Genomic DNA, 13,436 nt, shown 5'->3' on the forward strand with positions numbered 1-13,436 from the left:
ATGTGTCTAAAACATTCGAGTGGCGAGCCGTAACGGCTCACAGGGCACCGACGGCACGACGGTCGAGGCGCGGCGGTCGGACCGACCGGCGTGCAAATCTCTTTGGGTCGGCGCGTCCAACGGCGGGACATGGGAATCGAACTCTACGCGCTCGACGGCTGTCCGTACTGCGAGAAAGTCCACGACGCGCTCTCGGAGGCGGGCGTCGACTACGAGACGCAGTGGGTCGACGCGCTGCACTCGGAGCGAAACGAGGTCAAGCGCGTGAGCGGCCAGCGCGGCGTCCCGGTGCTCGTCGACGGCGACCGCGGCGTGACGATGTCCGAGAGCGAGAACATCCTCCGGTACGTCGACCAGACGCTGGCATGAAGATATACACCGGCCGCGGCGACGAGGGGATGACCGACCTGCGGGACATGACCCGCGTGTCGAAGACGAGCCACCGAATCGAGGCGTACGGAACGGTCGACGAGGTGAACGCGCTCATCGGGACGGTCCGTCCGACCGGCCACGACGACGTGGACGACGTACTCGAAGCCGTCCAGAACCACCTCCACATCGTGCAGGCCGACCTCGCGAACCCCGACCCCGACGAGGGCGACCCGCAGATAGCCGCCGACCACGTGGACGAACTCGAAGCGTGGATCGACGAGGCCGACGAGGAACTCGACCCGCTCACGTCGTTTATCCTCCCCGGCGGGAGCGAGACGGGGGCCAAACTCCACCACGCCCGCGCGGTGTCGCGGCGGGCCGAGCGCCGCGCCGTCTCGCTGGCGGCCGAAGAACCCGTCAACGAGGAAGTCGTCGCGTACCTCAACCGCCTCTCCGACGCGCTGTTCGTCTTCGCGCGACTGGTCAACAAGCGCGACGGGGTACCCGAGGAGTCACCGACGTACTGAGTCCGAGCGGCCGCCGCACCGGCCGGTGTCGGCGCGGTCGCTCGCGAGGATAATGGGACCAGGACGGACGAATCGTGCCCACGGTATCGCCGTCCCGGAAGGGGCCAGACGCTAACTGGGACCGACCACGAAGCGTGGCCTGCGTTCCCAGTTTTAGGTATGCCTAAGAATCACTAAAGTGTATCGCTCTTTCCCAGACATATGACTCTCGGTATCGTGTAACATAATCGTTTTCTCGTCGGCGGGACTATCCGGAGGTATGAACCGACATTTCACCGACGCGCGGTACTACTTCCGACGGGGGTTCGAGCACCTGTACGCCGGACTCGACGAAGAGACGGCACCGCTCCGTCGCCGCCTCATGGCGGCGCTCGGGCGCGAAGTCGAAGACGAGGAAGAACCTGCGCCGCAGACGCCGCGGGAACGCGTCGAGTACGGGGCGCGCCGGGCGGCGACGCGGAGTCGGCGGGTCGCCGGGCGGGTTCGGCGTCGCGTGCGGCGACCCGAGTAGGTGTGTCTGCGCCCCGAATCGGGGCACAACGTAAGTCTTAATTGGCGGCGCGGGAAATCGAAATCGTAGCCGGGTTGGTGGTCTAGCCAGGTTATGACGGCTCCTTCACACGGAGCAGGCCGGCGGTTCGAATCCGCCCCAACCCACTTTCTGGTACCTCGCAACGACGAGCGACAGCGAGGAGTCCGTGGTACCGAAAGTGGTGACGGCGGATTCGAAGCAGGGAGCGAACGGAGTGAGCGACCGAGGTTCGAATCCGCCCTGACCGATCACTCACTGTGTTCGTGCCGAGTACCCCAGGCGGCGGTATCGTGGTGTTCTCCCTTGTTCCCAACACACCAAGCAGGCGGTCGGTGCTGTCCTACTTGCCTCAACGATGCGAGAAGTGGAGGTGCTGCCCGACCACAAAGAACTATCCGTGTAAATCGAAACGGAATCGATGTCCTCGCGCCAGACTCCGCGCCCAGGAGACGAGTGACGACGGAGACGGCCACTGCGTCATCGAGCACGTTGCCAACCAGATGGGATTCTCCGAGGAAGGTTTGGTTTCTTGCTACCAGATAGTTCTGTCCCGACTCCGGAAATGCCTCGACACCGACGATATCGAAGACTTGCTTAAAATTGGGGGGGAATAGACAGCTTCTCGTATTATAATAAGTAGCGGGCTACCCGGTGAGATACTCCGCGATACACATCGAGTTCGACTGTAAGCGGTTTACCGCATCAAGGGGTTGGAACACAACCGAGTGAGACAGAAAAAACAGAAACGTGATGCAGTAAAGCGCAGAGAGCAACACAGCAGAGTAAAATACGGCCAAGAGTTTCGCTTCTCAATCATTACGAGATATGGGTGAACTGAGATAAGATGCTGTCGACGGAGCAGTCTGACGATTGTAGCGCGACTAAGTCGGTCGATATAGACACAAATTGATGGACAACGAACGTGGCGTCTTTGTTGAAATCAGCAGTAACACCTTTCTCTTGTAATCCTGAACAGACTGCTGCGTCCCATTCACCTTCACCCAGAACAGACTGGATATACAATACTATCCTATATTTCTATTCATTCAGCCACCGATTCAACCTCCATGTCCTCAAGATTCAATTGGAGCTGAGCTATCCGGGCAGAATATCGAAGTCCGTCATCTTCATCATACGCTTTCTCAAGAAGGTTTGCCGATACTAACGTCTCTAACGATTTATATATCGACTCACGCCGGTACGTCTCAAACTTTCGTTGGTATATTTCGTGCGCCTGTTTACTACTCATCGGCCCTCTTGCAATTACTAATGACATAAGCCGTCGTCGGGTTGGGTTGGAGAGAGCAGAACAAACGTCCTCGATGTTCACAACCGGGTGTTGCGTTTAACGGGAAAATATGTTCGTTGCTCACTTAGGCAACTAGTTTCCAAAATTAGAAACATACCCGTTTCAACCAAGAGTGGAAACGAACAAAGGAATGTACGACCGAGATGAGCTTGGCAGTATTCTTGAGGGTATAAAAACTGACTTTGAGTCTGCTATCAGAGATCCGGACGAGAATCCAAGCTATTCTTTGATACGGAGTGAAAAGCTTATTGGACGTATTCATTCTTACATAATTGACCAGCTGGTGGATAACGGAGTGAATCCACAATATATCCACGAAGATTCCCATCCTAGTGACACATCTGCCACCGTATATGGATTTCCGAAGACAAAAAGCCAGGATATACTAGTTCATAGCTATGAGGAGGATGGCCCTGTTGTTGGTCCGCGAATGGCAATTAACGTTCGTAGCCAACTGAGCTCAATTGGCAAAAATTTTGACACGATTTTTGAGCGAATCTATGCCGAGTCACTTAATCTCCATAACCGATTCCCATATCTCCCTCTCGGGTACTTTTTCCTACTCCCAAAAAGGGGGTACGACTCATCAGCAAAACAGAAAAATATTGTCGAGCGTTCGGAGAATTTTGATATTCAAAAATTTATAAGCAGTTACTCGTCTCTTAGCGGTCGTGAAACTCCAGAGGATGAAAAGTGGAAATACGAAGCGATGTGCCTACTTATTGTTGATTTCGAGCAATCACCTCCCCGAATCATGGACGACATTGATGAGTTTGTTGAACAGGGACTTGTCACGCCGGAATTTGCTGAAATATATGGTTCTAATGTAATCTCTGTCGAGAACTTCTTCGAGAAGCTACTAAGCGATTATAAAAGACGGTACTCACAAATTCACGACTTTGACAAGAAAGCCGATACAGACGACTCGAAATCTTCAATTACTGACTTCTAAACTCAGACCATATTTTTTGATAAGGTACTGATCAATCTCCTTTTGGTCTGATAGGGATATCAGTTCATCTTTCTCCGATGAGGAGAATTCGGGAACAGAAAACTTCCTAATGAAATTCTTTTGATAGCATTGAAAGTCGCCTTGAATCTCTTTACTCGTGTTGCGGATATAGTAATCCATCACTTTCGAATTCAGAATTCGCTCAAGTATCTCAATATCAACCGTTTTTGGGAAAACAGCATAGCCATTCGCGAACAACGAATACTCCGTCTCATGATGGAGGAATTTCGGTCCACTGCTATATGTTGGTGTATAAAGCCTCTCACCGATATACTCTAACCCCTGTTCCCGACCATATTTATACCATGGCTCGTAATCGACACCATCGCCTTTCTCACGAGTTGCGAGTTCGTCGCGGGCTGCCTCAAGATACTCGTACGTCCCCGGGAATTCCTCTTTCAATTCATCTTCAGGGATTATAGTTGTCTCCACCTGCTTGCCGTCCCCAGCAAGTGTCCGTTGAATTTGCTTTTTATAGGGGACGATAATCCGTTTTGCGTTGTGTTTCAAGTCAGAGGAAGCTTCAATTGTAGATATTTTCACGAGTTCTTCTGTAATCTCTTTCTCGATTCTATATGTTTCTCCTTCGTATGTTATCGTGAAATACTCACTATCAAGGTCGACCGCATCTACGATGTACACGCTATCTTTGAGCGTTGCAATTCCCGTATGGATTCCAGAGACTTCATCCAGAGGCCGGAAGGACTCTATCTTCCGAATATTTCCAAACTCATCTTCATCTAACAACCTCCACTTTTCCGAATCAATAGAAGAATATTTTATATCGATGAAATCTCGGTCGGGGAGATTGTTGAGGTCATCAACGGAGTCAACCTTAATATAATCAAAGCTACTTTTGCTGCTTTTGGAGAATATGGAAATCGCAGTGTATGTTAATGCGTCATCAAATAACAAGGTGTCTCCGAAATCGACTATTTCGGACACATATTTGCCAGTTTGTAAATACTCTCGGAGGTCTTCTCCCGTCAGTGTTGTAAAGTAATTCAGTGGAAGTATATATCCGACTTTTCCTCCTTCATTAATCAGCTCAATACCTAACTCGATGAAGGGAATATATGTGTTGAAATTCCCTGATTGGACTGTGTCATATTGGTCTAAAACATGTTCTTTTGTTTTTTTATCCATCGTTTGGATATTAATATATGGCGGGTTTCCAACTATAACGTCAAATCCGCCATCATTAGCAATCTCAGGGAAGGCATCATTCCAATCCTGTCGGAGCGCATCGGCTTGGATAATATTGAAGTCATTATTATCCACAAGTTCCCCGTTCTCTGCTGCTAAGAGCGATAACGCAATTTTAGTTTCTCGAACGTTATTCTCCAGAATATCGGAGCCATACACGTTCTCACGTATGATGGTTTTAATTGACTTCTCGGTTATCTGGCGAAGACGAGTGGTAGCCTGAACCAAGAATGCACCTGCACCACAGGCACAGTCACAGACTGTGTCGTCGCCATGAATTGTTTGCTCAAGGATATAGTTTATAACCTTCTCAGGTGTGTAATATACACCGTTAATCTCGCGTTCTTCCTCCTCAACAGCTAGTTCGAATACTCTCAATACCGAATTGAGCGAAATACTCTCGGGCGTCCTACCGAATAGAATATGAACGATCTTGGAAATATCTTGGTCAGTGGCCAATGATGTGACATTATTGAGGAACTCTGAGCGGGAATAATCCACACCAACATTATCAAGATAAAACGTCACCAAATTTGCCTCCAGTTCCTCAAGCGCATACTGCTCCAAAACCCTCAACACATCATCTTTATCCATCGAATTCACATTTTGAGCTTCTGCCGACATAGACAAAGGTACCTTGGCTATGATTTACGAAGTAATCGTATTAACCCTCTGGTCGAAAGCGGTCAGCAGATGCCAAACGCCATACTCGTTAGTTTCCGTTCTTTGAGATACCGTTCGTCGGCGGCTTCGGGTTTCATTCGTCGGCTCATTGATTGCCTCTGAAGCGGACTCACGTCAGGAGGTACTGCCGAGGATGGCCACGTCTTCACCACTTCGTGCCGCGCCGTCCTACGACCCATTGTGGGCCATAATCGCTGAACTGCGCGGGCAGGAGTATGTTCGAACCCGCCCCACTGATCGTCTCATATCTCGCATGCTTAGCGAGCGAGACACCCGTGGAGTTGAAGGACACGATAGTCAAACCTCAAAAAACAAAAACGGAAAACCGTCGCCAGCCGAGCGCCTACGCGATATCGTCCAGTGAGACGGCGCTGCCGCGGTCGACCGTAATCCACGACGTGGTCAACTCCTCCGATTTCGGGGAGAACACGGTCAGTTCGGTCGGGTTCTCCGGGTCGTCGTAGATGCATTCGAGGTCGAACACGGGCGCATCCGCCAATTCGTCGGAACTGTGAGGTGCGGCCGTGCTCATCAGATGGAGACGTCCGTCTTGCAGCTCGCACACAGCGCGTCGCCGACCGCCTCCTTCGGGACCGAGGTCCCGCATCGGGGACACCGCGAACGGGTGCGCGAGTACTCCGTGTACGGTGCAATCCGCGAATTCTCGGTGGATTCGCTCATACACAGCCCAATACGGTACAGATACAAGAAGTTTTGGATATAATGTATGCAATATCTCTGATTCGACCCCGAATGTAACGCCAACTGTACCTACGGTTCGTACTACTCAACGTAACTGGACAATCGGTACCCGTATGAGAAGTCGACCCTAGAGCTCCCGAGTAGTTCAGAGACAGCCAGCGATTCGACACCGTCCCGGTTTCGAAACGCTCAGTCGGCCGCGTCACTCAAACTGTCAGGACGTTCGAATAAACGAGAAGCTACCCCGTTAGCATTGGCGACAAACTCGATTTTCTGACAGTTAACGCGTAGCGTCTCGCGTGAAACATCGTGTTTCGTGAACTGTTGCGGAAAAATCGGTCGAGAGGCCACCAGTATCGGAATCAGAGGCGGACTAACCGTCTACACCGTCAGGTAAGTTGACAGCCAACGCGCGAAACTATTGAAACTATCTCGTCAGCTTTTGCCGGCGGCGTCGGTAGATTGTCATCGCAGACACATGAGCACACGAACACGTATCGCCGGCGTCCTCGTCGTCGTCGCCCTCGTCGCGGCGGCGTCGGGGACCGGTCTGGCGGCGGTCGATACACAGCAGGCACAGGTACAAGAACAGACGCAGACGCAGACACAGTACTGCACGTATCCGAGCAACGGTACGTATGAGTCGTTCGGGGTGAGCAATCTCTCCGCGCCGTCCGGCGTCGAAGCCGGTGAGCCGGTGACGGTGTCGGCCGATATCACCAATCCGAACGACGTGCCGATGATTCAGTGCGTCGAGTTCCGACTCGAAGGTGACGTGGTTGAACGGACCGGCTGGGCGCTGAACCCCAACGAGACCGAGACCATCGAGTTCGACGTCAACACGACGGACCTCGAAGACGGGACGTACATCCACGGCGTCGAGACGCGCGACTTCGGCGAGCTGGCGACGCTCACCGTGGGCGAACAGCCCGAGCCCGAACCCGAGGAGCCGACCGCGACGCTCCGGTTCGACGACCAAGAGTCCGACGGCACGAACGTGACCGTCGCGAGCGCCAACCTCTCCGACGGCGGCTACATCGCCATCCTCGATGAGAACGGTTCCGTGGTCGGCGCGACCGACTACCTCGACTCCGGCCCGCAGGAGAACGTCACCGTATCCCTCCTCGAACCGCTGAACGAGAGTGCCAACTTGACCGCGCAGGCGCACCTCGATACCAACGGCAACCAGACGCTCGACTTCCTCACCTCCAACGGGACCGAGGACGGTCCGTACACGATGAACGACACGCCCGTCACCGACGACGCAGTCGTGACCGTCAGCGAGGAGCCGACGAACGGAACCGACGAGCCGACCGCGACGCTCCAGTTCGACGACCAGGAGTCCGACGGCAGTAACGTGACCGTCACGAGCGCGAACCTCTCCGACGGTGGCTACATCGCCATCCTCGACGAGAATGGCTCGGTCGTCGGCGCGACCGACTACCTCGACTCCGGCCCACAGGAGAACGTTACCGTGCCGCTCCTCGAACCGCTGAGCGAGAACGAGAGCGTGAACCTCACGGCGCAGGCGCATCTCGACACCAACGACAACCAGACGCTCGACTTCCTCACCTCCAACGGAACTGAAGACGGCCCGTACACGGTCAACGGCACGCCCGTCACCGACGACGCAGTCGTGACTATCGGTGAGGAACCGACGACGGAGGAACCAACGACGACTGACGAACCGGAGACAACGACGACTGACGAACCGGAGACAACGACCACTGACGACGATACGGAGACAACGACCACTGACGACGACACGGAGACAGCACCGCCGACCGAGACACCCATCCATAACGAAACGGAGAGCTGAACCGCCGACTACCGGCCGACTCGGACCCACCACCGGGTCGGCTCGGAGCTATTTTCACACGGCGAGCGCCGGCCCGACCGAAGTCAGCGACCGAGCGCCGCGAGCAGGCCGTCGGGAACGCTGAGGAACCCGAGCCAGACCAACAGCACCACGAGTACGGTGTAGCCGACCGAGATGGCGAAATCCTTGGTGAACCGTCGGGCGGTGTACGGATGTGCCTCCGCCGAGACTGCGTCGACCGCGCCCTTGTGAAGCAGGACGAACCCGATGACGTTCGTCAGCCAGTAGCCCGCGACGACGCCCGGAAGGAACCAGCTTCTGGAGATGAGGCTCACCGCGACGCCGAACGCGTAGGCCAGCGGGAGGTTGACCACGAGGTCGTTCCACCACGAAAGCGGAGATAGAACGAACCCGATAGCGGCCAGAATGCCGCCTTTCACGCGCCGCCGTTCCATCCGGATAGATGGACGGCCAACGCAATCAGTATTGTGAACGTATAGCATAGCGCCCAGAGTTCGGGCGGGAACGCGGCGTCAGTCCGTCGTGTCGCGCCCGTCGCCGACGAGCGCATCGACGAGCGTCGTGAGGTCGGGGACGGTGAGGTCGGGTTCGGGGCCGAACGGCTCCCACGGCGAGTCCTTGCGGTCGACCCAGACGCCCTGCATTCCGGCGTGGTGCGCCCCCATCACGTCGAACCAGCCGGCGGTCGCGTGGGCGATTTCGTCGATGGGCGTCCCGGTTCGGGCGGCCGCGTGGCGGTAAATCTCCGCGTCGGGTTTGAACACCCCGACCTCGTCGGCGCTGACGACGCCGTCGAGGAGGTCGCGGATGTCGGCGTGGTCGACCATCGAATCGAGCATCTCGGGGTTCCCGTTGGAGACGACGTAGCAGTCGTAGCCGGCGTCGCGGAGGCGACCGACCGCGTCGCGCACGTCGTCGAACACGTCGAGTTCGTGGTACACCGAGAGAATCGCGTCGCGCTCGCTCGCGGAGACGGACACGTCGTGGGCCTCCAGCGCGTACTGGAGCGCCGCGCGGTTGACCTCGTAGAAGGGTTCGTACTCGTCGACGTGGTTGCCGACGAACGTGTATTCGAGCGACCGCGACCGCCACAGCTTCGAGACGGGTTCGGGGTCGTCGACGCGCTCGGCGAGCGCTTTCTCGGCGGCGTCGACATCCACGAGCGTGCTGTACGAGTCGAACGTGACCGTCGAGACGCGGTCGGGGTCGAACGACATACGCGACCCTACGGCGACGCGGATGTTAACGATACGGCGGTCGCGCGGACGCGACGAGAAAAAAGACCGAAGAATGGGTTGGCGCGCCTGACGAGCGCGACGGGCGGGTGGCGGCCGACTCAGTCGCCTCCCCCCCCGTCCTCCCAGAGGGTCACGAGGATGACCACGTCCTGCATATCGAACGCGGGACTGTGCGTGTCGGTCGTTCCGAGTTCGAACAGGAAGATGGCCTGGTTGCTGTCGAGTTCCATCGTCTTCCCGTCGTCGCTGATGTAGGGTGCGACGAACTCGGCGGCGTCGTCCTGTCCGTTGTAGCCCCGTATCCTCGGGACCCGGTCGCCGTCGCGGAGGACCGCGACCTGTCGGTGGTCGACCGACGAGTCGGCGGTGACGTAGCCGTCGGTGGCGGCGATGATGGCGAGCGAGTCACCGGCGTCGCCAGCCACGCTGAACGAGTGCGACCGACGGTCGTTCACGTCGTCCCAGTCCGCGGAGTGGTGCTGCTCGCCGTCGACGACGAAGGTGACGGAGACGGGAACGGGACCCCGCCCGTCCGTGATGGCGCTGCCGAGCAGTTCGAAATCGCCCGTGAAGGCGTCCGACGGGACGACCTCGCCGTCGTCGATGTCGAAGTCGTCTTCGGGCTCCGGCGTCGACGCGGTGGTGTTTCGGACCTCGTAGCTCTCGCCCATCCCGCGGACTTCCAGCGGGATGGTGACCGTCGCGCCGGGGCCGGACGCCCCGTCGAGGGTGACGGTGACGGTGTCGCCTTCGATTTCGGTCACGTCGTCGGGCGCGGTGTACGTGAAGCTCGCGCGGCCGGACTCGTCGGTGACGGCGGTCGCCCCGGCGGTCGGGGCGACGGTGCCGCCGAGCGGGGTCGACGGGCTGACGGTCAGCGTCGCGCCCGCGGCGGGCGCGCCGTAGCGGTCGAACGCGCGGACGACGAGCGTCTCGCGGCCGCCCGAGGGGACCGCGGCGTCCTCGCCTTCGACCGCGACCGCGTAGGCGGCGGGGTCGGGTTCGACGGCCTCGCCGACGCCGAGACGGGCGACGCGGAAGTCGTAGCGGACGCCCGCGTCGAGTTCGATAGTGACGACCGCGTGGTCGCCGCTGGCGACGTGGGAGACGACTCGCGCGTGGGGTTCCTCGGCCATGAGGTCGACCCACGTGTCCTCAGAGAGGTAGGTCGGCACCGAGATGCGCACCGGGTCGGTGGCGCTGTACACCGGCAGCGACTCGGAGCGCACGGAGACGGGAGCGAGCGCCACGGTGTCGCCGGCGGTCGTGTGACCGTCGAGGTCGCCCTCGAAGAACACGAGCGTGACGGTCGTGCCGCGGACGAGCGACTGGCGGTGGACGACGGGGGTCCCGTCGGTTTCGAGGTACGAGACGCCGCTTTCGAGCACCATCCGCGCCTCGTCGCGCTCGGCGTAGTCGGCCTCGTAGACGATGGCTCCGGTCTCGTAGGTGCGGGTCGTGCCGTCCCAGAACACCGCTTCGGGACCGACCGCGGAGACGCCCGTGACCGTCACGGCATCCGCGCCGTCGACCCGGAACGTCCCGACGCTGTCGGGCGGCGAGACCACGAGATACCGCTCGGGGTACGACACGTCCGAGTCGACCGCGACGCGGCTGCCGGCCTCGACGCCGGAGGCGCGGAACACCTGCGAGTCGAGCGACGCGAGGTCCGTCGAGACGCTGGCGCTGTGGTCGGCTTCGTCGCCGGCGGTCCAGACGGGCGTGCCCGCGAGTTGGACCACCGCGATGACCGACACGACCAGCCCGAACGCGAAGACTAACCCGAGGATTTCCGAGACGCCGCGGGAGTCGAGAGAGAGGCGAGACATGGCTCAGACCTCCACTTCGGGCGCGTTCAGTTCTGGCGTGTCCTCGTCTTCGATAGAGGAGTCGGGCAGGTAGATGCGGACCGCCGCGGTGATGACCACGTCGTCCTCGGCTGAGATGGCGGCCTCGCGGCCGCTGACCATCCCGCCGTCGGAGGTTATCACCACGTCCGTCTTGGTCGAGGCGATGTTCGCGCCGACGACGAAGACGTTGCCCTCGGCGTCGACGACGATGTCGCCGTCGCCGAGCATGACCACGCCGTTGAGATTGACCCCGCCGCGCGCGGAGACGACGTCGAGCGCGCCGTTGTCCTTGACCCCCGAGAGGCCGGCCCCGGCGAGGTCGACGCCGTCCGTGCCGTCGATTCGGATGTCGCCCTTCCCGCTGATGTCGGCGCTCCGGGCGCTGACGAAGCCGTTCGTCGAGACGATACGGAGGCTGTTGCTGTCCTGTGCGACCGTCACCCCGGCGTTGTCGAGGTCGATGTCGCCGCCGGCCTCGATGGAGAGGCTGGCTTTGCTTCCCTGCGTGACCGACGCGCCGGAGAGGTCGATTTCGTCGCCCGCAACTACGGTGATGTCCTGGCCCGACACCGAGGTGACGCTCACGCCGACCGCGGCCAGCGAGCCGCTTCCGGCGTCGATGTCGATTCGGCTGTTCGAGCCGGTGGCGACGGTGTCGACGTGGAGCGAGACTCCGTCGCCCGCGAAGGTGATGTCGCGGTCGGAGACGATGGTCCCGGTGCTCGGCGGGACGACGAGCCGGTCGGTTCCGGCGTCGTATGTCACGTCGCCGCCCGTGCCGGTGTCGTTGACGCGGTAGTCAGCGCCGTCGAACTCGCCGTTTCCGTCGACATCGGCGTAGACGAATCCGGGGTCGTCGACGGCGGCCACGAGCCCGCGGAGCGGGTCGGTGACGCCGCCCTCGCGGAGCTGTACGTCGAAGGTCACGCGGTCGACGGTCGCGCCCGCGGCGTCCTCGACGACCACGTCGAACGCGTCGTTGACGACGCCGTCGACGCTTCCGGTCGCGGTGTAGACGAACGTCGCGCGGCCGTCCGAATCGGTGACGGTCGAGACGGTGCCGGAGTCACGTGCGACGATGCGCCCGCTTTCGGCGGTCAGGCCGGGGCTGGCCGTGACGACCGCGTTGGGGACGGGGTTGTTCTGCGCGTCGCGGACCTCGACGACGGCCCGGTGGCTCGCACCCGGCGGGACGACGGCGTTGTCGCCCTCGACGTCGACGATGTAGGCGGGCGCTTGGAGCGCGCCGGGGGTGTCGATGCCGACCCGCGAGAGCCGCAGGTCGTAGGTCTTGCCGGGTTCGAGTTCGACCGTCAGGGTGTTGGAATCGGTGCCGGTCGCGTAGGCGATAGAGCGGACGTTCGGCTCGTCCGCCAGCAGGTCGCGCCACGCGTCTTCGGAGAGCCGGGTGGGGACCGAGATGGTGATGGGCGCGCCCGCGTCGGTGACGGTGATGTAGTCGGTGCCGGCGCTCAGGGGGACGACGCCGAAGGTGGTCGCCTCGCTCGTCGCGGTGTCGATGTCGCCTTCGAGGAAGACGAGCGACACCTTGGTGCCGTCGACGAGCGACTGGGTCGCTCCGACCTCGCTACCCGCGTAGGCGGTGTACTGCGCGGTCCCCTCGTGGACGAGCGACGGTTCGCTCTGGAGGTACCGGTAGTCGGGGCGGTAGACGAACTGCTGGGTGTCGAACGCGTGCTCGGAGCCGTCCCAGTAGCTGCCGGTCTCGCCGGTCGCGACCGCGCCGGAGATGCGGGCCGTCGCGGGGTCGGTCGTCCGGAGGCTGCCGGAGCCGGCGGCGGGCGAGACGAACAGCGCGCGGGTCGGGTAGTCGACGCCGGCGTCGAGGGTCGCGCGGGTCTGCCGGCCGTCGACCGCCTTCGAGACGCTCTCGTCGAACGCGGCGAAGTCGGTCTCGGCGGCCGTGAGGTGTTCGAACTCGGTCTGTTGGTTCCACGCGGGGACCGCCGAGACCTGCACCATCGCGACGAGCGAGACGACGAGCGCGAACGCGAGCATCGTGCCGAGGATGGCCGAGGCTCCGCGGCGGTCACCGCGGAGGTGCGAGCCGCGGCGGGCCGCGCCCGCGACGAACCCGCGCAGTGCGTGCCTGCGGGGCGAGTGTGTGTATTGGGTGTTGTTGGGGGTGTTGTGAGTCATGGCC

Annotated in this window: 13 protein-coding genes and 1 tRNA gene; 6 read left to right on the plus strand and 8 right to left on the minus strand. The window is 59.8% G+C overall.

Annotated elements, in window-relative coordinates:
* The first annotated feature begins 129 nt into the window (after window positions 1–129).
* From DVK03_RS11180 to DVK03_RS11195, 4 genes are all read left to right on the plus strand, one after another.
* Window positions 130–369, plus strand: coding sequence for a glutathione S-transferase N-terminal domain-containing protein (locus DVK03_RS11180; RefSeq protein ID WP_004062574.1), 240 nt, complete (start codon window positions 130–132; stop codon window positions 367–369).
* Window positions 366–899 (plus strand): cob(I)yrinic acid a,c-diamide adenosyltransferase, encoded by a 534-nt coding sequence (locus DVK03_RS11185; protein WP_004062575.1) that lies wholly within the window; start codon window positions 366–368, stop codon window positions 897–899. The genes DVK03_RS11180 and DVK03_RS11185 overlap by 4 nt, the downstream gene beginning before the upstream one ends.
* 259 nt (window positions 900–1,158) lie before the next feature.
* Entirely contained in the window at window positions 1,159–1,410 is a 252-nt protein-coding gene (locus tag DVK03_RS11190) for a hypothetical protein (protein ID WP_004042283.1), read from the plus strand.
* A gap of 71 nt (window positions 1,411–1,481) precedes the next feature.
* A tRNA-Val gene (locus tag DVK03_RS11195) sits at window positions 1,482–1,556 on the plus strand.
* Window positions 1,557–2,473: 917 nt separating this feature from the next.
* Here the strand turns inward: DVK03_RS11195 and DVK03_RS19685 are convergent.
* Window positions 2,474–2,761, minus strand: a complete 288-nt coding sequence (locus tag DVK03_RS19685; protein ID WP_147298715.1) for a helix-turn-helix domain-containing protein — start codon at window positions 2,759–2,761, stop codon at window positions 2,474–2,476.
* 109 nt (window positions 2,762–2,870) lie between these two features.
* Here DVK03_RS19685 and DVK03_RS19690 point away from each other — a divergent pair, with 109 nt between their 5' ends.
* Window positions 2,871–3,692 (plus strand): hypothetical protein, encoded by an 822-nt coding sequence (locus tag DVK03_RS19690; RefSeq protein ID WP_147298716.1) that lies wholly within the window; start codon window positions 2,871–2,873, stop codon window positions 3,690–3,692.
* Here the strand turns inward: DVK03_RS19690 and DVK03_RS11200 are convergent.
* The 3 genes from DVK03_RS11200 to DVK03_RS20070 form a co-directional block, all read right to left on the minus strand.
* Window positions 3,675–5,582, minus strand: a complete 1,908-nt coding sequence (locus DVK03_RS11200; protein ID WP_115802965.1) for a class I SAM-dependent DNA methyltransferase — start codon at window positions 5,580–5,582, stop codon at window positions 3,675–3,677. The two genes, DVK03_RS19690 and DVK03_RS11200, sit on opposite strands and share 18 nt — an antisense overlap.
* Window positions 5,583–5,985: 403 nt before the next feature.
* Window positions 5,986–6,174: a hypothetical protein gene (locus DVK03_RS11205; protein WP_013035537.1), complete on the minus strand. Its 189-nt coding sequence runs from the start codon at window positions 6,172–6,174 to the stop codon at window positions 5,986–5,988.
* Window positions 6,174–6,323 carry a hypothetical protein gene (locus DVK03_RS20070; protein ID WP_171810347.1) on the minus strand — a complete coding sequence of 50 codons (150 nt, stop codon included), beginning with the start codon at window positions 6,321–6,323 and terminating at the stop codon, window positions 6,174–6,176. Before DVK03_RS20070 ends, DVK03_RS11205 begins: the two co-directional genes overlap by 1 nt.
* Window positions 6,324–6,822: 499 nt before the next feature.
* Here DVK03_RS20070 and DVK03_RS11215 point away from each other — a divergent pair, with 499 nt between their 5' ends.
* Window positions 6,823–8,163: a hypothetical protein gene (locus tag DVK03_RS11215; protein WP_115802966.1), complete on the plus strand. Its 1,341-nt coding sequence runs from the start codon at window positions 6,823–6,825 to the stop codon at window positions 8,161–8,163.
* A gap of 83 nt (window positions 8,164–8,246) precedes the next feature.
* Here the strand turns inward: DVK03_RS11215 and DVK03_RS11220 are convergent, their stop codons facing one another.
* The 4 genes from DVK03_RS11220 to DVK03_RS11235 form a co-directional block, all read right to left on the minus strand.
* Window positions 8,247–8,618, minus strand: coding sequence for a hypothetical protein (locus DVK03_RS11220; RefSeq protein ID WP_115802967.1), 372 nt, complete (start codon window positions 8,616–8,618; stop codon window positions 8,247–8,249).
* A 78-nt stretch (window positions 8,619–8,696) separates the two neighbouring features.
* Window positions 8,697–9,401, minus strand: coding sequence for a haloacid dehalogenase type II (locus DVK03_RS11225; protein ID WP_115802968.1), 705 nt, complete (start codon window positions 9,399–9,401; stop codon window positions 8,697–8,699).
* A 119-nt stretch (window positions 9,402–9,520) separates the two neighbouring features.
* Window positions 9,521–11,251 carry an Ig-like domain-containing protein gene (locus tag DVK03_RS11230; protein WP_115802969.1) on the minus strand — a complete coding sequence of 577 codons (1,731 nt, stop codon included), beginning with the start codon at window positions 11,249–11,251 and terminating at the stop codon, window positions 9,521–9,523.
* 3 nt (window positions 11,252–11,254) lie between these two features.
* Window positions 11,255–13,432: a hypothetical protein gene (locus DVK03_RS11235; RefSeq protein ID WP_115802970.1), complete on the minus strand. Its 2,178-nt coding sequence runs from the start codon at window positions 13,430–13,432 to the stop codon at window positions 11,255–11,257.
* Window positions 13,433–13,436: the final 4 nt, after the last annotated feature.

It is taken from the genome of Haloferax sp. Atlit-109R (assembly GCF_003665865.1).
Classification (GTDB): Archaea; Halobacteriota; Halobacteria; order Halobacteriales; family Haloferacaceae; genus Haloferax; species Haloferax volcanii.

Bases quoted from the DNA above. Each gene is read 5' to 3' on its own strand.
- DVK03_RS11225 (WP_115802968.1), bottom strand. From the start codon at position 9,401: ATGTCGTTCGACCCCGACCGCGTCTCGACGGTCACGTTCGACTCGTAC.
- DVK03_RS11200 (WP_115802965.1), bottom strand. From the start codon at position 5,582: ATGTCGGCAGAAGCTCAAAATGTGAATTCGATGGATAAAGATGATGTG.
- DVK03_RS11205 (WP_013035537.1), bottom strand. From the start codon at position 6,174: ATGAGCACGGCCGCACCTCACAGTTCCGACGAATTGGCGGATGCGCCC.
- DVK03_RS20070 (WP_171810347.1), bottom strand. From the start codon at position 6,323: ATGAGCGAATCCACCGAGAATTCGCGGATTGCACCGTACACGGAGTAC.
- DVK03_RS11180 (WP_004062574.1), top strand. From the start codon at position 130: ATGGGAATCGAACTCTACGCGCTCGACGGCTGTCCGTACTGCGAGAAA.
- DVK03_RS11185 (WP_004062575.1), top strand. From the start codon at position 366: ATGAAGATATACACCGGCCGCGGCGACGAGGGGATGACCGACCTGCGG.
- DVK03_RS11215 (WP_115802966.1), top strand. From the start codon at position 6,823: ATGAGCACACGAACACGTATCGCCGGCGTCCTCGTCGTCGTCGCCCTC.
- DVK03_RS11190 (WP_004042283.1), top strand. From the start codon at position 1,159: ATGAACCGACATTTCACCGACGCGCGGTACTACTTCCGACGGGGGTTC.
- DVK03_RS19690 (WP_147298716.1), top strand. From the start codon at position 2,871: ATGTACGACCGAGATGAGCTTGGCAGTATTCTTGAGGGTATAAAAACT.
- DVK03_RS11220 (WP_115802967.1), bottom strand. From the start codon at position 8,618: ATGGAACGGCGGCGCGTGAAAGGCGGCATTCTGGCCGCTATCGGGTTC.
- DVK03_RS11235 (WP_115802970.1), bottom strand. From the start codon at position 13,432: ATGACTCACAACACCCCCAACAACACCCAATACACACACTCGCCCCGC.
- DVK03_RS11230 (WP_115802969.1), bottom strand. From the start codon at position 11,251: ATGTCTCGCCTCTCTCTCGACTCCCGCGGCGTCTCGGAAATCCTCGGG.